The sequence below is a fragment of the Verrucomicrobiota bacterium genome, from assembly GCA_038744685.1.
Lineage (GTDB): Bacteria > Verrucomicrobiota > Verrucomicrobiia > Opitutales > Puniceicoccaceae > Puniceicoccus.
The window spans coordinates 1-24,175 of record JBCDMB010000016.1 but is presented as its reverse complement, the minus strand read 5'-3'; the positions used below and the strand labels follow the sequence as shown (position 1 = coordinate 24,175).

Genomic DNA, 24,175 nt, shown 5'->3' with positions numbered 1-24,175 from the left:
AATCAGAAATGAATTGTGGCATACGATTTGCCTTTCATCAGGGAACTGCGCTGATAGTTTAAGAACCATGCTTACGGAGGCAAAGAAAGAGGCTCTTCTCAAACTGATGGACGATGAAAGTCCGACAGTCCGCCGCGCTTTGCTTCAGGAGATTTCCAATGAAAATGAGGAGGGTGTTGGATTCTTGCAGGAGGTTGCAAGGCAGCCCGGGAGTGGTGTTGAGCAGTTCGCCCGGGATATCCTAAAAGCGATGGGTGCGGATGATCCGGATGGTGACTTCGTCAGTTTCATCCGTTCACTGCGCTATGAGCTGGAAACAGGATGCTTTCTTTTGGAAAGAACCGTTCACCCACACGTAGACTGGCGAGAGGTATCACGGTTTCTTGATGCTGTGTCCGCGCGTTGCGGTGAGTTTATCGATCCCGACTCCTCCACTTTCGAGAAATGCAAGCAGATCAATTTGGTTCTGTTTCACGAGTATGGGTTCGAGGGTGACGTGGAGCATTTCCATGACCCTGAGAACAACTTTATTCGCTCGGTGATTGAAAGGCGGCGGGGAATTCCCATTTCTCTGAGCATCATTTATCTTCTCGTCGCAGACCGGTGTCGGGTTTCCCTCGATCCTATCGGTGCCCCAGGCCGCTTCTTGTTGGCCAGCCTGAATGAGGACTCTCCTTTCTATATCGATCCTTTTGACCGGGGTCGGATTCGATCCGAGGATGAGGTCCGCCACATGCTTCTTACAAGAAACATTGAGGACGGGGCGGAATACCTGCTTCCGTCGCCAGTTGGCGAGGTGATTTGCCGAATTTGCCGCAATCTGGTTCATCAATACACGCTCAAAAACGATCTGAAAAGAGCCCGTCAATTTGCGGGTTACATTCAGGAATTCGAGCAGGCTTATGAGCGCGAATCCCCCTGAGGCAGTTTACGATCTCGGGGGGCTTCAAGAACTGTCAGCGCGTCCTAATCAGTTGGGTGTAGTCGGCTGGCCAGTAAGGCATTCGATCAGTCCTGCCATGCATCAAGCGGCATTGTCTGCCCTTAGCAGGACGGACGATAGGTTTTTGGATTGGACCTACAGTGCCTTCGAGTTGCCACCGGACGATCTTGAAGAAGCGATCACTCTTTTCCATGAGAAGGGATTTAGAGGCGTCAACCTAACAGTTCCGCACAAAGTCGATGTCCTTCCCTTCATCGATGAAATCGCTTCTGAGGCTCGAGGAATGGGCGCGGTGAACACAGTCGTTTTCGAAGGGGATCGAGTTCTCGGGTACAACACTGACGGCTATGGTTTGGAGAAGGCATTGGAGGAAGCCTTCGGGATCAGTCTAGAAGGACGCGAATTTCTTATCCTTGGGGCCGGAGGGGCAAGCCGAGCGGCTGTTGCCCAGTGTATTGCTTCTGGGGCAAACAGGGTGACGATTGCCAATCGAACCATTGAAAAGGCAGTTGGAATTGCTGATCGTTTTCGCGGATCTGAATCCAGTTGCATACTTGATGCAGTGACTCCGGATGAGCTGGGAGGGTTGATTCGAGCCGGGACGATAGTAATCAATGCGACCTCGCTTGGGCTCAAGGCTACTGATCACCTTCCATTGACCGTTTCAGACCTTCCAGAGAACTGCTTGTTTTTCGACATGATCTACAATCCCTCCCTTACTCCGTTCTTAGAGGCGGGTCGCGATCGTGGGTATCCAGTGTCGAACGGACTAGGCATGCTCGTGCACCAGGGCGTTAAGTCTCTTGAAACCTGGACAGGAAGACCGGTGGATGCAGCAGTCATGAGAGCCGCTTGCGCGGAAGCACTTTCTACTCCCTCCTAATTTACCAATAGGATTGATGAAGAGAGAACTCAGCGGGTGCAATTAAATCCACGAGGTAAGCTCATTAGTATTTCTGGAGGGACCACCTCCGCGTGGTCCGCGCGTCTGAGTGGTCGTCCAGCCGAAACAATTTGGACGGGACGGAGCCCGTCCCTCCCCCAAATACCCCGCATAAAAATTACATCCGAATGCAGCTGATCGTAATTACTTTTTTGGCTGTTCTACCTCCATTCGTAAGCCTAGCGGCATATGGGAGAGTCATTTTCGCAAAGACGAAAAGAGGAGAGTTCGTTTCTTCAGTAGTTTTTACTTTGGGTCTCACGGTCACCCTAGCTGTTGGGCTCGGATTTTATCTAGCTACAGAGTATTTGAGGGGTGCTTCAGGTGAAGCAGTAAGAGCCCCTAGTTGGCAGATTCTGTTTTTCTCACTAATCGCCGTCCCCGTAGGAGTGTCCTTTTCGCTCCTTGCTGTTGGAGCGAAGAAGCGCTTTCTAGACGTTGGCTCATGAACAGTTGCCGAACGCGAGGCTTTCGGTTGCTTTTCAAATCCTAGATATGCTCTTCTTCCGAGAGCCTCACTCAAAAATGACGCGCGCTCCCCTGCGGTAAGTGGCGTAGCTGTAAAACCAGTCGATAAGGACGAGAATACGATTGCGGAAGCCGATCAGGAAGACCAGGTGAACGAAAAGCCAGGCAAGCCAGGCGGGAAAACCGGAGAACTTTAGTTTTCCAATCTCCGCAATCGCTTTTGAGCGACCGATAGTCGCCATGTTTCCCTTGTTGAAGTAAACGAACGCTTTGCGCTTCTCCGGACTCTTCGGCGTGCCCGCTTTTATCTCCTCCTCAATAATTTTAGCGACATGCCTGGCAGTCTGCATCGCAGCGGGCGATACCCCTGGGACGATGTTCCCTTTCGCATCTTCAAGATGGGCTAGGTCTCCTATAGCAAATGTATTTGGGTAGCCTGGTATTGAGCAATCTGGTAGCACTTTGACCCTACCAGCGCGGTCCACTGGAACTCCTAACTGCCGCGTAAGGGGAACCGCTTGCACGCCCGCACCCCAGACGATCGTCTCAGCGTGGATGGTTTCATTGCCGACATCCAACTCGTGTCTCCGCACATCGGTAACGTTGTTCCCACACCGCACTTCAACTCCGAGACTTTCGATCTGCTTCGTGGCCTTCCGCGAGAGGGATTCGCTGTAGTTCCCTAGAATTCGATCTGTTCCTTCAATGAGTATCACTTGAATCTGTGATGGATCGATGTGGCGAAAGTTTTTTCGCAGAGCATTTTTTCCCAGTTCGGCGAGTGCGCCTGCCATTTCAACTCCAGTAGGACCACCGCCAACCACCAAAAATGTCATTAGTCGTTTTCTGCGAGCTTCGTCGGCTTCCATTTCCGCCATTTCGAAACACTTTAGAACATGACTACGAATTCGAACCGCGTCTTGGAGCGTCTTGAGACCGTAGGTGTGTTTTTCCCATTGGTCGTTTCCGAAAAAACTGGTCTGCGCTCCAAGAGCGAGAATCAAGAAGTCATATTCGTAGGTTCGCTTCTTCCCTTCGGCTTTGTTTTCGTCCAAAGAGATCGACTCTATCTCATCCAAGTAGGTTTCGACATGCTCCTTCTTCTGAAAAATTCCCCGAAGAGGCTGGGCGATCTGCGGTCCAGCAAGACCGCAGGTAGCTACTTGATAGAGCAGCGGTTGAAACAAATGATGGTTCTTATGGTCCACCAGCATGATCTTTGTGTTCTCGCCCGAGAAGCGGTTGCAAAATTCCATGCCTCCGAAACCACCACCCAGCACAAGTATGCTTTTCTTTTCTCTTTCTCCCATAGCTGAGAGGGTTCAGTGTCCCTCAAGAAACGCAAACTTCGTTTTCGATTTCGCTGGATTGACGCCGACACTGGTGAGGTGACAGTTTGAGAAATGGACAAGCCCGAAGTGATTGCCGTTTTAGACGTTGGAAAGACGAATAAAAAACTGGCTTTATACGACGTGGCACTCAACCCGGTCGACTTTCGGAAAATTGCTTTGAACCCAACTCCGACTGGAGACGGCCTCGAGTATGAGAAGACCGGGGAGCTTTTCGATTGGACTTGTCGTTCACTAGCGGAATATTCGCGCCAATACCAGATTCGTGGATTTGGAGTTACCACACATGGAGCAACCTTCGCGGCGGTAGACGAACAGGGTGATTTGGTTCATCCAGTTTTCTCCTACCTCAGTCCTGCTGGGAGTATGGTTGAAGAGGAGTTCTACCGAGAATTTGGAACGCCGGAGGAGATCCATGTGGAGACTTGCACACCACCGTTTGGCTTCGCAAATGTCGCCAAGCAGATCTTCTATCTGCAGAAGATGTTCCCCGAGGACTGGGAAAGAGCCGCTCATATCCTTTATTTTCCTCAATACATTGGATATCTCCTTACTGGAAACATTGCCGCTGACCCCACCTACCTCGGCTGTCACACATACCTCTGGAACCTCTCCGAGAATCGGCCCAGTGAAATAGCTAAGATTCTGGGGATTGATCGAATGATGCCTTCAAGAATTTCGGCGCCATGGGAAAAGCTGGGTAAAATTTCGACACGGGTTTCTGGTCGCTTCGGAATCGAGGGTGAAATTCCCGTGATGGTAGGCATACACGATTCAAATGCATCGCTGCTTCCATATCTGGCAAAAGACGTGGGGCAATTTACCCTCGTTTCAACGGGCACGTGGTGCGTCGCTATGACTCCGTCAGCCAACTTTGATTTCGCATCGGACGAGCTCGGGACAAAGACATTTTATATTCTCAGCGCTTTCAACCGTCCTGTGAAGGCGGCGATTTTTCCGGGAGGTTTGGAGTTTTCTGAATTTGCAGACATTGCAGGGGCCACTGAAGTCAAAGATCAATTGGTCCTGCGACAGGTATGTATTGAAAGAGAACTTTTTTTGACGGGTGGTTTGGTTGAGGACGCAAAAGCGTTTAGCCATTCTGAGCCTGGTCTCTACGTCGGTGACAAATTTGTAGAATTCAAAACGCTCAAAGAACAAGGACCAGAGGAATATGGAGTAACTGCGGATCAGCTTCTTTCGGCTCTTATTTTGTCAATAGCGATCCAGACTGTCGAGTTGTTGAACCATACGGGTCGAGCTGACGGGGGAGTGATTTTTGTTGAGGGCGGGTTTTCTGAGAATGATCTCTACTGCGGCCTTCTTGCCGCTCTGGTCCCCGGAAACAAGGTGAAACTGAGTGAAATGCGCGAGGCTACCTCGTTTGGAACGGCCCTGTGTGTCTGGAAAATGGTCGAAGAGGTGGAGCTAGGTGAGATCGCTTCCCGCTTTGAGCTGAAGACCAAGAGTGTTGAAGCAATCGAGGTCGATGGACTAGAGGATTACCGGGAGGCCTATCTAAAACTAGTCACTGCCGATTCGTGCAATTCCCCTTAGTCTGTGAGCGACTATCCCTCAAGTCTCCAACGGATCGCCCGCGAGGATCGTCCTCAGGAAAGGATGGAGCGTCATGGTGCGGGAGCTCTTAGTGATAGAGAGCTTCTCGCTCTTCTTATTCGCAGTGGAACGGCGGGTCACGATGTCATGGAGGTTTCCGAGCAACTGATTCATGAGGCGGGATCGGTCGCGCAGCTGGTGCGCTGGACAGCGGCTGATTTTCGCCGTGTGAAAGGAATCGGGCGAGTCAAGGCATTGCAGCTGGCAGCCATTATGGAAGTAGCCCGGAGGGCGATACTGCAGAGCGACCGCGAGAAACCAGTTGTCTTCGACGATCCGGAAAAGGTGTTTCTGTTTCTTCAGCCACTATCCAGTGGATTGGACGTAGAGGTATTCTGGGTTTTGGTGCTGAACCGCAAGAACCACATGATCCGTTCGGTTCAGGTGACGAAAGGGATCGCAGACGCCAGCCTTGTTCATCCTCGTGAAGTCTTTCGGGAGGTCATTCGCGAAGGCGGATCGGCGGCGATCGTCGCCCACAATCATCCAAGCGGTGATCCCTCACCCAGTGCCGCCGATATTCGGGTGACGAGGCACTTGCGGGAAGCGGCTAAAACTCTTGATCTATCCCTCCTGGACCACGTGGTGATCGGCAACAAAGCTGCTGATCCGTCCGGGATCGGATACTACAGCTTTTCGGACGCGGGAGTTTTGTAGCGTCTGTCTGTTTGAAGGCCCGGCCTCAATCGTCGCTCACAATCCGGAAAACGATTGCGGCTACCAGTGCTCCGCCAAAGTTTGCAATGAGGTAAATCCAGATCGCGCTCCATGGCAGTATACCGAGGGTCATACCGCCGATGGCCACTGCGGGGTTAAAGACTGCTGCTGAAACGGGTCCGACTGCGTAGGCACCGGCAGCCACAATTAGACCGATTGCGAGGCCATAGAAAGAATTTCCTTCCGTTCCTTTTGCAGTCGCGACGTTTAGGATGACGAACACGAGGGCGAAGGTGAATAGAAACTCCGCAAGGAGGGATGGTCCTGCTGGAATTGAGGCGGCTGCGAGCTCGGCGGGTGAGTGGACTAATCCAACGCAAATCGCCGCCAACACCGCAGCAACGATCTGCGCGACGAGGTAGGGGATCACCTCTGCGGAGCGAGTGTTGCCTCTTAAGTAAAGGGCAATCGTTACTGCCGGGTTGTAGTGGGCTCCGGAAATGTGACCACCTGCGTAGATCAGCGCGGTTAGGGTCGCCGCAATTGCAAGTGGTGCAAGAGCACCTGGAAATCCTGCGATTGCTGCAGTGCTTCCGACTGCGAAAACGAGAAAGAAAGTTCCGATGAACTCGACAATGGGTTTCTTCATAAGGTCTGATTGGCTATTCAACGGGCGAATGACAACCAGTTTCTCCATCGGCGAGCGTTATTGTTTGTGGGGAACCAATAAGAATTCTTTTGGGTTGTTGGGCCACGCGTTTCCTTTGGGAAGGACGACCTCTGTGTCGTCCGAGCGGTGGAGTGGTCTCCGGATCTAGTAGTCACTGAGTGGATGGGATTCGCGCTCCTACTTTTCTGGTTAAGACTTACGGACGAGACAGAGCTCACCCCTCCCGGTAGGTTCATTTGCTAAAGTGTCCCCACTAGTCTTTTTCACTCAGCTTTTCCTCCAATTTTCTCAAATAGGGCCACGAATAAAGACCGGTGGAGTGACCGTCTGAGAAGTGGAAACAGATCGCGTAGTTGCCGACTTTTTCCCATCCGACGATTTTTACTCCGGGGAAAAAGCGTGGGCCGTCTCCTCCGTGTCTTTGCCCGAGAATATCCACTTCACCCATATTTTCCGCGCTCGGGGACTTTTCCCTAAGGTATTCATGGGAAAAGTAGGTTTCGTGGCCGTCCGGCCAGAGAATGGCGAGTTCATCGCCGATGATTTCGAATTTTTTGGGTGCCTTTTCCATATTTGTTGAGAAAAAAGAAAAATCGGGGATTGACGAGGGTTTTGGTCAATCTCATTCTTTATCGCTTTCGTCCACAAACACACCTTCAAAACACCCGCACAAACCTAATCCCAAAAGGCAAATTCGCCGCCCTTGTAGCTCAGTCGGCAGAGCGCGTCCTTGGTAAGGACGAGGTCGGCGGTTCAAATCCGCTCGAGGGCTCCATTTTCACAACAATCTAACTCGATAACAAGCACGAATCCATCTCATGGCTAAGGAATCATTCGAACGCACGAAACCCCACCTCAACGTGGGAACCATCGGTCACGTCGACCACGGTAAAACTACGCTCACGGCAGCGATTCTCCACACCCAGGCGGGTAAGGGATTGGCTGAGGCGAAGAGCTACTCGGACATCGCCAAAGGCGGTACGGTTCGGGATGCCTCCAAGATCGTGACCATTGCTGTGTCTCACGTAGAGTATGAGTCTGACAAGCGGCACTACGCACACGTCGACTGCCCAGGCCACGCGGACTTCGTGAAAAACATGATCACGGGTGCTGCGCAAATGGACGGAGCCATTCTCGTGGTTAGCGCTGCTGACGGACCTATGCCGCAGACCCGCGAGCACATTCTTCTGGCTCGCCAGGTCGGCGTGCCTAACATCGTGGTTTTCCTGAACAAGGTCGACCTTCTCGATGACGAAGAGCTTCTCGAGCTCGTCGAAATGGAAATCCGCGACCTTCTTTCCAAATACGAGTTCGACGGTGACAATATCACCATCGTCCGTGGTTCGGCGCTTGCTGCCCTCGAAGACAAGCCGGAAGGCCAGGAAGCGATCCAGAATCTCATGGATGCGATCGACTCGGACGTTCCCGAGCCAGAGCGCGCCGTAGACAAGCCTTTCCTCATGTCTGTCGAAGACGTCTTCTCGATCACTGGTCGTGGAACTGTTGCCACCGGTCGTATTGAGCGTGGTCAGGTCAAGGTTGGTGAAGAAGTCGCCATCGTTGGTCTCGAAAAGGAAGGCAAGACCACCGTCACCGGTGTGGAAATGTTCCGCAAGACCCTTGATTCGGGTCAGGCTGGCGACAACGTGGGTCTACTTCTTCGTGGAGTGGAGAAGGACGCAATCGAGCGCGGCCAGGTTTTGGCAAAGCCCGGTAGCATCACTCCTCACATGAAGGCTAAGGCTGAGATCTATGTTCTGACGAAGGACGAAGGTGGACGGCACACTCCATTCTTCAAGGGCTACCGCCCGCAATTCTTCTTTGGAACGGCTGATGTCACCGGTATTGTCGAGCTTCCCGAAGCTGTCGAAATGGTGATGCCGGGCGACAACCTCGGTATCAATATCGTGCTTCAGAAGCCGATCGCCATGGAAGCCGGACAACGGTTCGCTATCCGCGAGGGTGGTCGGACGATTGGCGCGGGTCGAATCGCGGAGGTAACCGAGTAAGTTTCGTTTCCATCAGAGTTTGTTTTTCGGGTGCCGAAGGCGCGATTTTCGTGTCTTCGGCATTCGTTCTAAAAAAATACGAGCAATAACCAGATCAGGGAGAATAGCTCAACTGGTAGAGCAACGGTCTCCAAAACCGTAGGCTGGGGGTTCGAGTCCCTCTTCTCCCGCCACTGTTTTTCCTGTAATCACCGATGAAAAATCCATTCCGCTCAATCCGCACATTCTGGAAGGAGATGATGATCGAACTCCGGAAAGCCTCGTGGCCAACCCGCAAGGAACTCCGCGAGTACACTATCGTTGTGCTGATTGGGGTAGCGATTTTGGGAGCCTTCATTGGAGTTTCTGACTTTTTCCTCCTTAATTCGATTGAGCTGGTTACCGAGTGGACCCGTCCGACTCTGTAATCCACCGTCCTTTTCACGAAAACATGGTATCCAACACCACCATAAGCGGCCACCGCTGGTTTGCAGTCCAAACGCTTTCCAATCAGGAGCAGAAGGCAAAGTCGTATCTGGATAAGTTTGTCGAGATTGAGGAAATGGGAGATCGGATTTCTCAAGTGCTCATGCCCACCGAAACCGTTACGGAGGTGAAGAGCGGCAAGAAGTCTCAGCGCACGCGGAAGTTCTATCCCGGCTACATCTTTGTCGAGATGCGCCTCTATGATGATGATGGAAACTTGGACCAGGAAGCGTGGTATTTTGTTAAAGATGCTCAGGGAGTGATCAATTTCGTAGGCGGTGAGCGGCCAGTTCCTCTAAAAGCAGATGAGATTGACCGCATCCAGAAGCAAATTACGGACGCACAGGGCAAGGAGCGCCCGAAGGTAGAGTACGAAGCGGGCGACGAGGTGAAGATTAACGACGGACCGTTTTCGAATCTCACTGGAAAAATCGACGAAGTGGACCCGGAGCGGGGTCGACTCAAGGTCTCGGTATCAATTTTTGGACGGTTTACCCCCGTCGACCTGGAATATTGGCAGGTTGAAAGGGTCGAAGAGTAAGGATTATCGATGTCTAAGAAAGTTATTGGAGAAATTCGGCTGCAGTTGCCTGCAGGAGCGGCTAATCCCGCTCCACCCGTGGGTCCCGCTTTGGGTGCTCAGGGAGTAAACATCATGGCATTTTGTAAGGATTTTAATGCCCGCACCAAAGAGCAGGCAGGCACGGTCCTCCCTGTGGTCATCACGGTTTACGCAGATCGCTCTTTCAGCTACATTCTCAAGAGCCCACCGGCTCCGGTATTGCTCAAGAAAGCGGCTGGTATTGCAAAGGGCTCCGGTGTGCCGAACCGCGACAAGGTGGGCAAGGTGACTCGCAAGCAGATCGACGAAATTGTCGCGGTGAAGAAGAACGATTTGAACGCCAGCGATCCGGATCAGGCCGCCAAGATTATCATGGGGACCGCCCGCAGTATGGGGATCGAGGTAGAGGGCTAATCCCACAAAGACTACAGAAAAACGAATCGAGGAGAGTAAAATGGCCACAGCAACACGCAGTAAACGCTACCGAAAAGCAGCGGAACTCGCTCCAGAGACCGAGTCTCTTGGGTTGAAAGACGCAGTAGCGGTCCTCCAGGGCCTGCCCAAAACCGCTTTTGACGAAACCGTTGAGCTTCAAGCAAGACTCTACGTCGACCCGAAGCAAAGCACCCAAATGGTCCGGGGCACCGTCAGCCTTCCCCACGGTTCAGGAAAAACCGTTCGTGTGATCGCCTTTACCGACAACGTCGAAGATGCGAAGAAAGCAGGAGCCGACGAAGCTGGACTGACCGACCTGATCGAAAAGGTGCAGGAAGGTTGGATGGATTTCGACGTAGCGGTTGCCACGACTGCTGCAATGAAAGAAGTCCGCAAAGTGGCCCGCGTTCTCGGACCTCGTGGTCTGATGCCGAATCCGAAGGCTGGCACAGTTTCCGACAATCTTTCAGAAGCCGTTCAGGCGGTCAAAGCCGGACGCGTTGAGTTCAAAATGGACAAGACGGCTAACGTCGCAATCGTGATTGGAAAGCGTTCTTTCACTGCCGATCAGGTCGAGGAAAACGCTTTAGCGGCGATCGAAGTTCTTGGCAAAGCACGCCCCGAGACTCTTCGCGGAAAATTCATCAAGAGCCTCACCCTCAGCTCTACCATGAGCCCCGGAATCGCTCTTTCGCCTTCGACCTACGACAAATTTTAAGGAGATTCGAAACCATGAGACCTGAAAAAGAACTCCTCGTTAGCGACGTTGACGGACATCTCGATAAGTCCGACTACGTCTTCCTGACGAATTATGAGAGCATCACCGTTGAGGAGACCGAGTCTTTGCGGGAACTTCTGGCTGCCGAAAGCGCCGAGTTTCACGTAGTGAAGAATAGCATCTTGAATCTCGCCCTACGCCGTCGGGAAAAGCCGGACCTCAAAGAGCACCTCAGCGGACCGACTGCGATTATCGTGGGTGGTGAGAATCCCTCCGGTGTGGCCAAAGTCCTCAAGAAGTTTTTCGAGGACAAGGAGAAAGTGGAGATGAAGGTTGGAATCCTCGGAGACCAAGCCTTCTCAGCGGAGGATCTCGTCAAACTCGCCGACCTTCCTGGGTTGGAAGAGCTACAGGCGAAATTTCTTTCTCTTCTCAACACTCCTGCTCAGCGGTTTGTCTCGGTAGTCAACGCCGTTCCGCAGAGCGTGGTCAACCTATTGAAGGCAAAAGCCGACCAAGGAGGAGCAAACTAGAATTTCTATCGGAGGACGTTCCTCCGGTGAAGAAACAGAACAATAAATAACCAAGAGTGAAGCGGGTAGGGGAATTTCCCTTAAAACGATTTCTCTGAATCACTATCCGCTCAGGAGGTAAACATGGCAGACATCACTAAAGAAGAAGTAATTGATTGGCTTAGCGCGCAGTCGGTCCTCGATATCGCAGGACTCGTCAGCGAGCTCGAAGAAAAGTGGGGCGTGAGTGCTGCAGCACCTGTTGCTGTAGCCGCTGGCGGAGCAGCCGCCGCAGGCGACGCACCCGCAGCCGAGGAGAAGGACGAATTCGACGTCATCCTCGCGGACTTCGGAGGCAACAAGATCGCCGTTATTAAGGAGATCCGCGCAATCACCGGACTTGGCCTGAAAGAGGCCAAGGAACTGGTTGAAGGCGCTCCCAAGCCAGTCAAAGAAGCCACCACGAAGGACGAAGCGGCCGAGATCCAGAAGAAGCTCGAAGCCGCCGGTGCCAAAGTGGAGGTCAAATAATATCGAAAGCTTTTTTCCACAGAACCATTTCCAGCCAGACCGCGCAGGTTTATCCTGCGCGGCTGTGCTGTTTTAATAGATCCGCCTTAAACGCTCCCGTTTGAATCCAAGCCCAACCGCCAGCACCACCGCTATCATGTCTGAACGCATCAACTTCGGAAAACTGCAAGAGGTCATCGAACCACCCAATCTGATCCAAAACCAGATCGACTCGTTCAACGAGTTTCTGCAACTGGAGGTCGCTCCCGGACAGCGGCAAAACGTCGGTTTACAGTCCGTTTTCCGCGATTTGTTCCCGATCGAAAGTTACGACGGCCGCTGCATGCTCGACTTTTCAAGCTACAAGCTGACCGATCCAAAGTATTCAGAGATCGAGTGTCTCCGCGACGGGGTGACTTATTCCGTCGGCCTCTACGTCAAATTCTCCCTCCGCGAGGAAGAACAGATGAAGGAAGAGGAGATCTACATGGGAGAACTCCCGATGATCACCACTCGCGGTAGCTTCATCATTAATGGGGCCGAACGCGTCATCGTTTCCCAGCTACACCGTTCACCGGGTCTCTGCTTTGAACAGGCTCCGCATACCAGTGGCAAGATGCTGCATTCTTTCCGGATTATCCCGGATCGAGGAACGTGGCTGGAAGCACAGTTTGACCAAAACGATCTTCTCTACGTCTATCTCGATCGCCGTCGCCGGCGTCGGAAGTTTCTCATCACTACGCTTTTGCGGGCGATGGGTTACAGCTCCGATTTCGACATTTTGAATCTTTTCTATGAGCTCAAGGACCTCTCTGTTGCCGAGGGTCTCAAGATGGAAAACGTTTCCAACCTGATCCTCGTCGAGGACATCGTCGATGCAGAGAAGGGTGTCGTTCTTGCCCGTGCGTTTGAGCCACTCACCCGCACCACGATCCGCTCTTTCGAGAAGGCTGGCATCACGAAGATTTCGGTCATTGATACCACTTCGGATGAGGGACTGATCGTTCGATGCCTCAAAAAGGATCCGACCCGCAACGAGGAAGAAGCGCTCAAAGATATTTACAAGCGTCTCCGCCCCGGCGAGCCGCCTACGACTGCCAATGCGAAGGCACTGTTGAAGCGTCTGTTGCAGGATCCGAAGCGCTATGATTTGGGCCGTGTGGGTCGTTACAAGATCAACCAAAAGCTGAATCTTTCGACTGATCTCGAAAACCGCGTGATGAACGTGGAGGATATTGTCGAATCCACCCGCTACCTCATCAAGTTGAAGCGCGGTGACGGATATGTGGACGACATTGATCACCTCGGCAGCCGCCGCGTGCGAACCGTAGGTGAATTGCTCGCCAACCAGTGCCGGATTGGTCTCGCCCGGACCGAGCGTCTCGTAAAAGAGAGAATGACTCTGCTCGACCAGAGCGTCGACTCGATCATGCCTCAGAAGCTGATCAACCCGAAGGCTCTCAGCACGGTCATCCGCGACTTCTTTGCGCGGAGCCAGCTGTCCCAGTTCATGGACCAAATCAATCCTTTGGCCGAGCTGACGCACAAGCGCCGCTTGTCCGCATTGGGACCGGGAGGTTTGAATCGGGAGCGTGCCGGATTCGAAGTCCGCGACGTGCATCCAAGTCACTATGGACGGATCTGCCCGATTGAAACACCTGAAGGTCCGAACATCGGTTTGATCAACTCGCTTTCGACCTACTCGAAGGTCAATGAGTTTGGCTTCATCGAGACGCCCTTCCGCACCGTCAAAAACGGCAAGGTCAGTGACGAGGTCGTTTACCTCAATGCCGACCAGGAGGAGCCTCACGTAATTGCGCAGGCGAACTCCGAACTCGATTCCAAGGGTAACTTCGTTGGCAAGGTGACCTGCCGTTTCCGTGACCAGATTCTCGAAGTCGAAGGAGACCGCGTCGACTACATGGACGTGTCTCCGAAGCAGGTCGTTTCGGTGGCTGCTGGTTTGATTCCGTTCCTCGAGCACGACGATGCGAATCGCGCGCTCATGGGATCGAACATGCAACGCCAAGGGGTGCCGCTCCTCCAGACGGAAGCTCCCTTTGTCGGAACCGGTATCGAGGCCCGTGTCGCTAGTGATTCGAAGACCGTCATCCGGGCCGAAGCCAAAGGGATTGTCGCATCTGTCGATGCACGTCGGATCATCATCACTGAGGACGGCGAAGTCAGTACCAAGCTGGCCCGCAACCCTAAGAGTGATCCAAACAGAGGCACCTACGTTTACCACCTCCGCAAGTTCATCCGTTCGAACGCAGGCACCTGCTTCAACCAACAGCCCCGTGTCTTGAAGGGTCAGAAGGTGGAGCCGGGTACCCTCCTCGCAGACGGTGCGGCGACCGACGAAGGGGATCTCGCGATCGGACGGAATGTTCTCGTGGCCTTTATGCCGTGGAACGGTTACAATTTTGAGGACGCGATTCTCTTGAGCGAAAAGATGATCAAGGACGACGTCTTCACTTCGATCCATATTGAGGACTTCGAAGTGACTGCCCGTGACACCAAGCTCGGACCCGAAGAAATCACTTACGACATCCCGAACGTGGGCGAGGAAGCTCTCCGCAACCTCGACCACAACGGGGTGATCCGCGTCGGTGCGGAAGTGAAGCCGGGCGACATCCTTGTCGGTAAGATTACACCGAAGAGCGAGACCGAGCTGGCTCCGGAAGAGAAATTGCTTCGCGCGATCTTCGGGGAGAAGGCCGCAGACGTTAAGGACTCCTCGCTTGTTGTTCCTTCGGGCGTCAATGGGATCGTCATGGACGTCAAGGTTTCGACCCGCGTGGAAGGCGAGTCGGAGAAGCTCTCCGCTTCCGATCGCAACCGTCAGAAGAAGAAGATCAACGAAGACTACAAGGTTCAGTACGAGCGCCTGCGCGAAGAGCTGACCGAGTCTCTTTCGAACATTCTTCTCGGGGAAAAGATCCCACTCGACGTGAAGAACTCCGAGACCGGTGACCTGATCATTCCGGCAAACCGGAAGATCACGAAGACCCTTCTGCGGAAACTTGCACAGGTTTCGAAGCACATCGAAATCGATCCTTCGCCGGTCCGCATCAAGATCATGGAGATCGTCAAGAGCTTCCAAACGAAGTTCGACGAAATCGAAGGAGATCGCGACCGCCGGATCACGGCAGTAGAGCAGGGCGACGACCTCGAGCAGGGGGTCATCAAGAGCGTTAAGGTTTATGTCGCGACCAAGCGTAAGATTCAGGTTGGTGATAAGATGGCGGGTCGTCACGGGAACAAGGGTGTGGTTGCCCGCATCGTTCCCGAGGAAGACATGCCGTTCCTCCCTGATGGAACTCCGATTGAAATCTGCCTGAACCCTCTCGGGGTTCCGAGCCGGATGAACGTGGGACAGGTCCTCGAAACTCACCTTGGCTGGGCTTGTAAGAAGCTCGGCATCAAGGTAGCGACACCGATCTTCGACGGGATTCCCGAGGAGAAGGTCCGCGGCTACCTGAGAGACGCCGGACTTCCTGAAAGTGGAAAGAGCGACCTCTACGACGGTCAGACCTGCGAGAAGCTCGACCAGAAAGTCGTGGTCGGCTACATCTACATGCTGAAGCTCAACCACCTCGTCGCGGAGAAGATCCACGCCCGTGCGGTTGGACCTTACAGCCTCATCACCCAGCAGCCTCTCGGCGGAAAGGCCCAATACGGTGGCCAGCGTTTCGGGGAGATGGAGGTCTGGGCCCTCGAAGCTTATGGGGCGGCATACACTCTGCAGGAGCTACTCACCGTAAAGTCTGACGACGTTCAAGGCCGGACGAAAATCTACGAGTCTCTCGTGAAGGGTGACCGCAGCCTCTCCGCCGGAACGCCGCAGTCGTTCAACGTTTTGATGAAAGAGATCCAAAGTCTTTGCCTCGATGTGAAACGTGGTAAAGTTACCATGTCGCTGTAACCGCAACCGCCTAAGGAGAAATTGAAATGAGTATGAGTATGGAAGAAAGTAGCGGAACCCTCACCGCCGAACCAGAGGAACTCTACAACAGTGTCTCAATCGCGATTGCCTCTCCGGAGTCGATCGAGAGCTGGAGCAGTGGCGAAGTCCGGAATCCCGAGACGATCAACTACCGGACCTTCAAGCCGGAGCCGGGCGGCCTCTTTTGCCAAAAGATCTTCGGACCGGTCCGCGATTACGAGTGCGGATGCGGAAAGTACAAAGGGATCAAGTTCAAGGGAATCGTCTGCGAACGCTGCGGAGTCGAAGTCACGGTCTCCCGCGTGCGACGGGAGCGGATGGGTCACATCGACCTCGCCGTTCCGGTAACCCACATTTGGTTCCTCAAGAGCATGCCCAGTCGTTTGGGTCTGCTCCTCGACATGACCGCCCGTAGCCTCGAGCGCGTCGTCTACTACGAGAACTACATGGTAACCGATCCCGGCCGGACTCCTCTCGAGCCGCGCCAGTTGCTGACCGAACAGGAATTCCTGCAGGCCCAGGACGAATACGGTGAAGACGCTTTCGTCGCCAAGATGGGTGCCGAAGCCGTCCACGAAGTGCTCGAAGGCATGGAGCTGGAGCCTCTCGTTGACGAGCTGCACGAGCAGATGCACGCCACCCGGTCGAAGCAGATCAAGAAAAAGCTCTCGAAGCGCCTCAAGGTCATCCAAGGCTTCATCCATTCCCAGTCGGATCCGAGCTGGATGGTCCTCAAAGTTCTTCCGGTCATCCCACCGGATCTTCGTCCGCTCGTTCCTCTCGAAGGCGGCCGTTTTGCGACTTCCGACTTGAACGACCTCTACCGTCGGGTGATCAACCGGAACAACCGTTTGCGGAACCTCCTCCAGTTGAAGACTCCGGACGTGATCATTCACAATGAGAAGCGGATGCTGCAGGAAGCGGTGGACGCTCTCTTTGACAACGGTCGTCATGGCCGCGCGGTTACTGGCGCTGGAAACCGTCCGCTCAAGTCCTTGAGTGATATGCTCAAGGGGAAGCAGGGTCGTTTCCGCCAGAACCTTCTCGGGAAGCGCGTCGACTACTCCGGTCGTTCGGTGATCGTGATTGGTCCCGAGCTGAAGCTCAACCAGTGCGGTCTTCCGAAGAAAATGGCCCTCGTTCTCTTCGAGCCATTCATCATCCGTCGCCTGAAGGAGCTGGGCTTTGTCCACACCGTTCGGGGTGCGCGTAAGATGATTGAAAAGCGCTCGCCGGAAGTCTGGGACATTTTGGAAGAAGTGACCAAGGGTCATCCGGTCCTCCTCAACCGTGCGCCAACCCTCCACCGTCTCTCGATTCAGGCGTTCGAGCCGGTCTTGATTGAAGGCGACGCGATTCGTGTTCACCCGCTCGTCTGTACCGCTTACAATGCGGACTTTGACGGGGACCAGATGGCGGTCCATGTTCCTCTCTCCATCGAGGCGGTTATGGAAGCCAAGATGCTGATGATGGCGACGAACAACATCTTCTCGCCCTCCAGCGGAAAGCCGATTCTGACTCCCTCTCAGGACATCGTGTTGGGTTCCTACTACCTCACGATGGAGCCAAAGGAAACGCCGGCCGAAGGAGATCACGTTCCGCTCATGGCGAGCGTTGAGGAAGTCATGGTCGCCGAGGCCGAGCACGTTCTCAAGAAGCACGACTGGATCGACATCCAAAACCCGGACTACGGCAAGAAGACCACTTTCGGAAAGCCCGAGAAGAAGATCCTCCGCACGACCGTGGGTCGCGTGATCTTCAACACGATCTGGCCAGACGAAGTCGGTTTCTACAACGACCTCGCACCGAAGGGTAAGCTGGGCGATCTCATTCTCGCGACTTACAACGAGACTGGACAGGAAGAGACGATTGAGACTCTCGACCGCTTGAAGGAAGTTGGTTTCAAGACCGCGACCCGTGCCGGTATCTCAATCGGTATCGACGATATGATCATTCCTCCGGCGAAGCCGAAGATGATCACCGAGGCCCGCAAGCAGATCGATGGCGTGGAGAAGCAATACCGGAAGGGTCAGCTGACCCCGGGTGAGCGCTACAACAAGATCATCGCGATCTGGTCGAAGCTGACTGACGATATCGCCGAGGCGGTTTACACCGGTCTCGAAGCAAGCTCGACGGTTGAAAACGTCAACCCGGTCTTCCTCATGATGCACTCCGGTGCGCGGGGGAACAAGCAGCAGGTTCGTCAGCTCTGCGGTCAGCGTGGTCTGATGGCGAAGCCGTCCGGTGATATCATCGAACGTCCGATTCTTTCCTCGTTCCGTGAAGGTCTCTCCGTTCTCGAATACTTCATCTCGACCCACGGTGCCCGTAAGGGTCTCGCGGATACCGCCTTGAAGACCGCAGACGCCGGATACCTGACCCGTAAGCTCTGCGACGTGGCAATGGATTGCATTACCACCGTCGAGGATGATGGAAACCGGAACGGGATCTGGAAGCGTCCGATCATGGACGGTGACGAAACAATTGTTGGCCTCGCCGAACGGATTGTTGGACGTACCTCCGCGGAGAACGTTCCCAATCCGACCGAGCCTTCGGAACTACTCGTCAAGGAAGCCGAACAGATCGACGAAGCGACCGCGAAGCGGATCGAGACCCTCGGTATCGAGCGCGTGAAGATCCTCTCCCCGCTAACCACTCGTCAGCGCGACGGAATTACCGCCAAGGAGTATGGAATCAACCCAGCCTCCAGCCGGACTGTCGACATCGGAACCGCTGTAGGAATCATCGCTGCCCAGTCCATCGGTGAGCCGGGAACTCAGTTGACCATGCGTACTTTCCACATCGGGGGGATCGCCAGTCAGGTGTTGCGTGATCCGAAGATCGTCATCCGGAAGGGTGGTAAGATCAGCTTCTCCGAAGACCTCCGTAAGGTGGAAACCGCAGACGGACGTTTCGTAGTCCTGAACAAGACCGGTTCGATCATCGTTTCCGATGAGAAAGACAAGGAAGTCGAGAACTACAAGATTCCGGTCGGATCAATTCTCTTCGTCAACGACGGGGAAGAAGTCGCTCCGGGAACCCTGCTTTGCGCATGGGACCCTCACAGTGTTCCGATTCTCTCCGAAAAGGGAGGTAAGATCGGCTTCCGGGACATGATTCCGGGCGTTACCATCAAGCGCGAGCAGGACCCTGAGTCTCAGGGGATCACCAGCGTCGTCATCGAGCACAAGGAAGACTTGAACCCTCAGGTCCTCATCCTCGATGAGAAGGGCAAGGAAATCGCCACTTACGCGATTCCGGTGGGAGCACAGATCGTTGTGGAAGAAGGCGACGAAGTGGATCGCGGAACGTGGATTGCGAAGACTCCGCGTCAGGCGTCCAAGACCCAGGACATTACCGGTGGTCTTCCGCGAGTGGCCGAGCTTTTCGAAGCCCGTTGCCCGAAGGATGCGACCGACATGGCCAAGATTGATGGTCGTGTGGTCATCTCCGGAACTGTCCGCGGGAAGCGTCGTCTCTTCGTCACGAAGAAGGATCCCGAGGAAGTGGCCAGCGAAGGCATCACGAAGGATGATGAGGAAACCGAAGAACACCTCATCCCACACGGCAAGCACCTTATCGTGCAGCCGGGTGACTACGTGACCAAGGGCCAGCACCTCACCGAGGGCGCAGCCGATCCGCATGAAATGCTCGAAATCCTCGGGCCGAACGCGGTTCAGGAATACCTCCTTACCGAGATTCAGAAGGTCTATCGCCTCCAAGGGGTGACGATTAACGACAAGCACATCGAAGTCATTCTCTCTCAAATGCTGCGGAAAGTGCGGATCACCGATCCGGGCGACTCCGAGTTCTTCTGGGGGGAACAAATCGACCGCTTCACCTTCATGGAAGAGAACGAGCGTCTGGAAGAAGCCGGTGGTAAGCCAGCCGAAGCCGAGCCGGTACTCTTGGGGATTACCAAGGCCTCGATCGAAACGGAAAGCTTCATCTCCGCCGCCTCCTTCCAGGAAACCACCCGCGTCCTTACCGACGCGGCCACCCTCGGCAAGGTCGACGGACTGAAAGGCTTCAAGGAGAACGTGATCATGGGTAACCTAATCCCCGCCGGTTCCGGCCTCCCCACCTATCGCCACCTAAAGATCGACACCCTAGGCCTCGACGCCGAAGAGGTGCCGGAAGACGAAACGAGCGAGCAAGCCGTCTAGGAGGTTTCGAGATAAGAAATTTCAAGGCGTCTCTCCGAGAGGGGAGGCGCCTTCTTTGTGTTCTGAGGCCGCTTTCTCTGACCATAAGAGAGGACTTATCGAGAATGCTTCTATCGCTGAGGCGAGCACAAGCATGAAAACTTTGACCCCATTGGTTTCCTTCAAAATTTCAATATCAGTCTTCCCCAAGATAGCTTCTCAAGATTCCCATAAGCAGCCAAACTATTCTAAACGAAGCTGCTGCTGAGAATGCACCCAGGCCTAACCAAAATACAGCGACGTAGTTTCCCCAAGGAAAAGTAAAAGCGATCAGGATTACGCTGAAAACAATCAGGCCGATGGTAGCCGTTATTGCGGTTCTGAAGTATGCTACAAGAATTTTAATGTGCCCGTCTCTTCGGAGAATTCTAACAACCGTTGAGTCCTTTACAGCTATCAGAATCGATATCGCACCTGCTAAGAATCCGACAGCGGTTGAGGCAACGCTCACAGATAATGGTAACAGCTTATCAATCTGTGGTTTGGTGTTGAGAGAGAGAACTACGATGGCTGTCAAAACGCCAACCACGAAAGGAAACCGCCGTTCCGCAAAACGCTGCAGAAGGTCGCGAGTATCGCCATGGTTTTTCACGGCATCTTACAGTCTTTACATCTGAATCTCACGGGCGGCTCTGATTGCGGCGTTCTTAAGAGTCTTCCATGTTAGAGTGCGGGTCGCATTCTCAATATCTTGCCAATTCTGGACCGAAAAATTCAGCAAAGGAATCTTCTCTGCTCGTTCGGTCCCTTCGACGTTCGCATGTATGTCCAGAGCGTCAAGAGCGATTTGGTGTTGCTCTGCTTCGGCGATTATTTGCTCCGCATCGCTGATAACACTACTTTTACTCAGGTGGTCATTCTTACCCGCCTTTGCAGATATACTGAGCTTCACCACAGCGCCTCCAACTGAGCTGGCTGCCTTAATGGCCCCACCTATAGAACCGCTACTTGTTTGAGGAATTTTGCCGTCAGAGGGCATCTGAAATTTAAGATCCATCCGATTTAGCCAACTAGATTTCTTCACTCGTTCGAGTGCGTCTGTTCGAATAACTGGTGTGACGTGCACTACACCTTTCTCTGCGAAAGCCGAGAGATACCTTTGGAAGTTTCCGATCACTACAGAACTCTGGATTCGAGAATACACCAGACGATCCTTCTCGGGAAGATATAGAAACCCTGTTGGTTCCGCTAGACTCTCTTCGGAATCCAATCCAAGGTCAGAAAGAGGGCTCCCCTTTCGAACTTTTGAGGGAAGTGCCATGCTCCGCAATTGAGCAAGACAACCAGCAAAGTATTTCTTCCCACCTATCACTACTCTTTCTAACTCTTCGAGTCTGATGGTTCTTCCGTTCACGGCTTTCTCTCTTTTGTCAAGAGGCTTGCTGGCGATTTCGAGAAGTATCCTCCTCAAGTGTCACCTTGCTGCTTTGATCCGTTGTCGCGGAGTAGAGGTAGAAGTTCATCTTCCTGTCCATGTGACGTCAGACTGATCTTTCTGGAGAACGAGCGCAAGTTTATCCGAAAAGTTCCATGCCCAAGCGGGAACGAAAAGTGGTCAGCAACGTAAACTTTCAAAAATGTTGACTGAGCAACTACGTGCCTTCGATTAGAATGCATTAGCGAAAAAGATTTGGATCGAATGCGCGGGAGCGTTATACCTTACCCTCAGTCGTGGAGAATTCCGGATCTCGATCTTTGAGAGCGAAGTGGCCCGGAAGAGTTTTCTGACGGAGTCGTAAAGGCGAGGTTTGGGTGTTCGCACTCGCTCGACGGCTTCGGGAAAAGTACTTTGCACCAATGGATCGACACGCGTTTACAAATGGAAACCCGTGATAGCGTGAGTAGTTTGATCAGCAGGCACCGGAAATTGGGGAGGGAGAAGTGTTTTGACCTTCTCCAAAATCAAGAAATCGTGGACTGATCCCGTGTCACGCTTCCTTTTGAGGCTGTATCAACTCCCGGGGTTCTGCGATCTCCCCTACGGCCTGCAGCCTTCTCTGTGTACGCTTCACAGATGCTGTTCCACCGCCCGTTGCCTCTCTTGCAAAGCTCACGGTTCGACCTCCTAAATCAGGGTCATTCTCTTTTGGCGATTTAGCTCACATCCGCGCAACATTCGATATATTATACTGGTTAGGTTTTTAATAGCCGGGATCTTCCCCTAGCAGGAAACGCCTCGCTTTGCTCGGCGCACAAGAGTCAAGACCTGATGTCTTCTGAGATCCTTGTCGGTAACGGAGGTTTCCGAGAGGTAGTGTCCAGAAAGTTGGTGTAGCTCGTGCAATGCTTCTAGCCTCAGACCTACCGACTTTGCATTCTTCGCGTAAAAAATTTCAGAAAATCGCAGATTGTGGAATTAAACCTGCTCGAGGGTTTTAATGCCCAAAGCTCATACTAACTTTTTCACCAAAATCTTTTTCGGTAGATTCTTATCGTAAAGATCTTTTTATAGTGCTACTTTTGTTTTATTCCTTATTCTTAATGATCCGGTAGGTGACAAGTGCGATGAATAATCAACTTTAGCTAGGTTTGTTGCTGCTGTAATTAATTGTTTTAGTGATCTTATCTATATCGACAGATTCGTATAAGTAGCTTAAATATCAAGAGTAGAGTTCCGGTCAAAAATGATGTTAGTGTCCGATATTCTGATCAGATTCCTTCAATAATCCTTTAAGTCTACGTAAACTTAGAGAAGATTAAATAGAATGATAAAAAAATCACTCCGGATAAGAATGAATCGAGAATTCTCTGACTTCAGTGATTCTGATAGAGTTGAATTTCTATCTGATTTATCGAAAATCTCTGGATGTCCGGTAGACGAAATTGCAGATGTTAGGTTTTCTTCCGGATGTGTAATTTTCGATGGAGACCTAGACAATGAAGCTGTCAAAAGATTAATTGAATACTTTGAAATTGGAAGCTCTTTCGACGGGGAAGTTCCAAGCCAATTGCAGGACTTTTTAGAGTTTTGTAAAAAATGGTCTGTCGACTCCTTGCATTCGCATTTTAGGATAAGAGTCGAAGAAGAGAAAAAAGCACCTGAGAAACAAAAGGACTCGGTTCTTTTTATTCATGGTTGGTGTGGTGGTGAAGACTCGTTCGGGGATATGCCAAGCTACATATCAGAGAACGTAGACTGCCAAATAGGCTTATATACCTATCCTACCGGTATCTGGAGAAAATCACCCTCGCTAGAAATGATTGCACGGAACTTCGACAACTGGGTTAGAAACAATGTAAAAGCTCAACGAATTGCTATTGTGGCACATAGTATGGGCGGTGTCGTGGCTCGTCGTTTTGTGTCACTCCAGTTCGAACGTGAGGACCGGATTGATAGATTAGTCCGACTTTTTGTCTTCATTGCATCTCCTCACAATGGAGCAAATCTGGCAAATATAGGTAAGCATGTGCCAACATTAAGAAAAGCACAGCTCAGAGATTTAGCCACTGATTCAAGCTTTCTGTTTTCATTAAATGCAGATTGGAGCAAATGGACATCAAGTGATTATTCGAAAGAAAGCGTAATTCGTTGTATTGTGGGCGACGAAGATAAAGTGGTTTCATTAAATAGTGCCACAGGTCTTGACCCTGACCCGATTCCAATTCTAAGTGCTGGCCACATCGATGTAGTGAAACCAAAAGACCAAAATGATGGTGTTGTAACGACGATTTTGAGGTTGCTTGAGGAGTCGGGTTTCCAGATGAAGAGTTGAGGGGCGAACACGACTTTCCAAAAGCGAAAGGGTCAAAAAAGTCCGAAAAAAGTCCACTTAAGAGGGATCAAAAGGGGTCAGTTCACGAAAACTTGCAGAAAGATTGACAGAGCGGATGGCAGCCTATGACTTTGGTCCGTGGCGAGTAATGTTCGAATTGAATATGCGGAAAATACCCTACGTTACGACGTTATCGAACATCTTGACCTACCAATCGTCACGAGATAACGTAACAAATTCTTCAGATAGAAAACGCACCGTCTTTATTTTAACCTGAAAAAAAGGTATCGATTATGAAGGAAAAAATTCCGTGATAACGTAGGGTATTTTTCGCACTTTTGATTTGGAGGTGCTCAGGAAGGTTCAGATAAGGAACCAAGACAATGAGCGAGAAAGAGAGAGAAGAGGAAGCGACGGCTTCCGGGAACGAGAAGATCATCCGGCTCGACGAAG

General features: G+C 52.4%; 20 protein-coding genes and 2 tRNA genes. 17 read left to right on the top strand and 5 right to left on the bottom strand.

Annotation, left to right across the window (positions count from 1 at the left end; all coding sequences use genetic code 11):
• The first annotated feature begins 67 nt into the window (after positions 1–67).
• From AAGJ81_10270 to AAGJ81_10260, 3 genes are all read left to right on the top strand, one after another.
• Positions 68–922 (top strand): transglutaminase-like domain-containing protein, encoded by an 855-nt coding sequence (locus AAGJ81_10270; GenBank protein ID MEM0966520.1) that lies wholly within the window; start codon positions 68–70, stop codon positions 920–922.
• Positions 903–1,826, top strand: a complete 924-nt coding sequence (gene aroE / locus AAGJ81_10265; protein MEM0966519.1) for a shikimate dehydrogenase — start codon at positions 903–905, stop codon at positions 1,824–1,826. Before AAGJ81_10270 ends, aroE begins: the two co-directional genes overlap by 20 nt.
• Positions 1,827–2,014: 188 nt before the next feature.
• A complete protein-coding gene (locus AAGJ81_10260; GenBank protein ID MEM0966518.1) occupies positions 2,015–2,335 on the top strand; it encodes a hypothetical protein in 321 nt (106 codons plus the stop codon).
• Between the two features lie 66 nt (positions 2,336–2,401).
• On the opposite strand, the gene AAGJ81_10255 is transcribed toward AAGJ81_10260, so the two are convergent.
• Complete coding sequence (locus tag AAGJ81_10255) at positions 2,402–3,664, bottom strand: NAD(P)/FAD-dependent oxidoreductase (protein MEM0966517.1); 1,263 nt, start codon at positions 3,662–3,664, stop codon at positions 2,402–2,404.
• Positions 3,665–3,757: 93 nt separating this feature from the next.
• On the opposite strand from AAGJ81_10255, the gene AAGJ81_10250 reads away from it, so the two are divergent.
• Together AAGJ81_10250 and radC are read left to right on the top strand one after the other, a co-directional pair.
• Positions 3,758–5,260, top strand: a complete 1,503-nt coding sequence (locus AAGJ81_10250; GenBank protein MEM0966516.1) for an FGGY family carbohydrate kinase — start codon at positions 3,758–3,760, stop codon at positions 5,258–5,260.
• 3 nt (positions 5,261–5,263) lie between these two features.
• On the top strand, positions 5,264–5,977 hold the full coding sequence (gene radC / locus AAGJ81_10245; GenBank protein ID MEM0966515.1) for a DNA repair protein RadC: 714 nt from the start codon (positions 5,264–5,266) through the stop codon (positions 5,975–5,977).
• Positions 5,978–6,002: 25 nt separating this feature from the next.
• Here the strand turns inward: radC and AAGJ81_10240 are convergent, their stop codons facing one another.
• Positions 6,003–6,626, bottom strand: coding sequence for an aquaporin (locus AAGJ81_10240; GenBank protein ID MEM0966514.1), 624 nt, complete (start codon positions 6,624–6,626; stop codon positions 6,003–6,005).
• A gap of 274 nt (positions 6,627–6,900) precedes the next feature.
• Positions 6,901–7,218 (bottom strand): DUF971 domain-containing protein, encoded by a 318-nt coding sequence (locus tag AAGJ81_10235; GenBank protein ID MEM0966513.1) that lies wholly within the window; start codon positions 7,216–7,218, stop codon positions 6,901–6,903.
• Positions 7,219–7,346: 128 nt separating this feature from the next.
• Between AAGJ81_10235 and AAGJ81_10230 the strand changes: the two genes are divergently transcribed.
• The 11 genes from AAGJ81_10230 (at position 7,347) to rpoC (ending at position 19,970) form a co-directional block, all read left to right on the top strand.
• Positions 7,347–7,422: transfer RNA gene (locus AAGJ81_10230), tRNA-Thr, on the top strand.
• 43 nt (positions 7,423–7,465) lie between these two features.
• A complete protein-coding gene (gene tuf, locus AAGJ81_10225) occupies positions 7,466–8,656 on the top strand; it encodes an elongation factor Tu (protein MEM0966512.1) in 1,191 nt (396 codons plus the stop codon).
• A gap of 97 nt (positions 8,657–8,753) precedes the next feature.
• A tRNA-Trp gene (locus AAGJ81_10220) sits at positions 8,754–8,829 on the top strand.
• A 21-nt stretch (positions 8,830–8,850) separates the two neighbouring features.
• Positions 8,851–9,063, top strand: a complete 213-nt coding sequence (secE, locus tag AAGJ81_10215) for a preprotein translocase subunit SecE (protein MEM0966511.1) — start codon at positions 8,851–8,853, stop codon at positions 9,061–9,063.
• A 23-nt stretch (positions 9,064–9,086) separates the two neighbouring features.
• Positions 9,087–9,662 carry a transcription termination/antitermination protein NusG gene (nusG, locus tag AAGJ81_10210; protein ID MEM0966510.1) on the top strand — a complete coding sequence of 192 codons (576 nt, stop codon included), beginning with the start codon at positions 9,087–9,089 and terminating at the stop codon, positions 9,660–9,662.
• 9 nt (positions 9,663–9,671) lie between these two features.
• On the top strand, positions 9,672–10,097 hold the full coding sequence (rplK, locus tag AAGJ81_10205; protein ID MEM0966509.1) for a 50S ribosomal protein L11: 426 nt from the start codon (positions 9,672–9,674) through the stop codon (positions 10,095–10,097).
• 40 nt (positions 10,098–10,137) lie between these two features.
• A complete protein-coding gene (gene rplA / locus AAGJ81_10200) occupies positions 10,138–10,836 on the top strand; it encodes a 50S ribosomal protein L1 (protein MEM0966508.1) in 699 nt (232 codons plus the stop codon).
• 14 nt (positions 10,837–10,850) lie between these two features.
• Entirely contained in the window at positions 10,851–11,369 is a 519-nt protein-coding gene (rplJ, locus tag AAGJ81_10195; GenBank protein ID MEM0966507.1) for a 50S ribosomal protein L10, read from the top strand.
• Positions 11,370–11,492: 123 nt separating this feature from the next.
• Positions 11,493–11,879, top strand: a complete 387-nt coding sequence (rplL, locus tag AAGJ81_10190) for a 50S ribosomal protein L7/L12 (GenBank protein ID MEM0966506.1) — start codon at positions 11,493–11,495, stop codon at positions 11,877–11,879.
• A 136-nt stretch (positions 11,880–12,015) separates the two neighbouring features.
• Positions 12,016–15,783 (top strand): DNA-directed RNA polymerase subunit beta, encoded by a 3,768-nt coding sequence (gene rpoB, locus AAGJ81_10185; GenBank protein MEM0966505.1) that lies wholly within the window; start codon positions 12,016–12,018, stop codon positions 15,781–15,783.
• 26 nt (positions 15,784–15,809) lie between these two features.
• Positions 15,810–19,970 carry a DNA-directed RNA polymerase subunit beta' gene (rpoC, locus tag AAGJ81_10180; GenBank protein ID MEM0966504.1) on the top strand — a complete coding sequence of 1,387 codons (4,161 nt, stop codon included), beginning with the start codon at positions 15,810–15,812 and terminating at the stop codon, positions 19,968–19,970.
• Positions 19,971–20,145: 175 nt separating this feature from the next.
• On the opposite strand, the gene AAGJ81_10175 is transcribed toward rpoC, so the two are convergent.
• Together AAGJ81_10175 and AAGJ81_10170 are read right to left on the bottom strand one after the other, a co-directional pair.
• Entirely contained in the window at positions 20,146–20,601 is a 456-nt protein-coding gene (locus tag AAGJ81_10175) for a hypothetical protein (protein ID MEM0966503.1), read from the bottom strand.
• 15 nt (positions 20,602–20,616) lie between these two features.
• Complete coding sequence (locus AAGJ81_10170; GenBank protein MEM0966502.1) at positions 20,617–21,420, bottom strand: DUF6731 family protein; 804 nt, start codon at positions 21,418–21,420, stop codon at positions 20,617–20,619.
• A gap of 1,321 nt (positions 21,421–22,741) precedes the next feature.
• Here AAGJ81_10170 and AAGJ81_10165 point away from each other — a divergent pair.
• Positions 22,742–23,722: a hypothetical protein gene (locus tag AAGJ81_10165; GenBank protein ID MEM0966501.1), complete on the top strand. Its 981-nt coding sequence runs from the start codon at positions 22,742–22,744 to the stop codon at positions 23,720–23,722.
• Positions 23,723–24,175 lie beyond the last annotated feature (453 nt).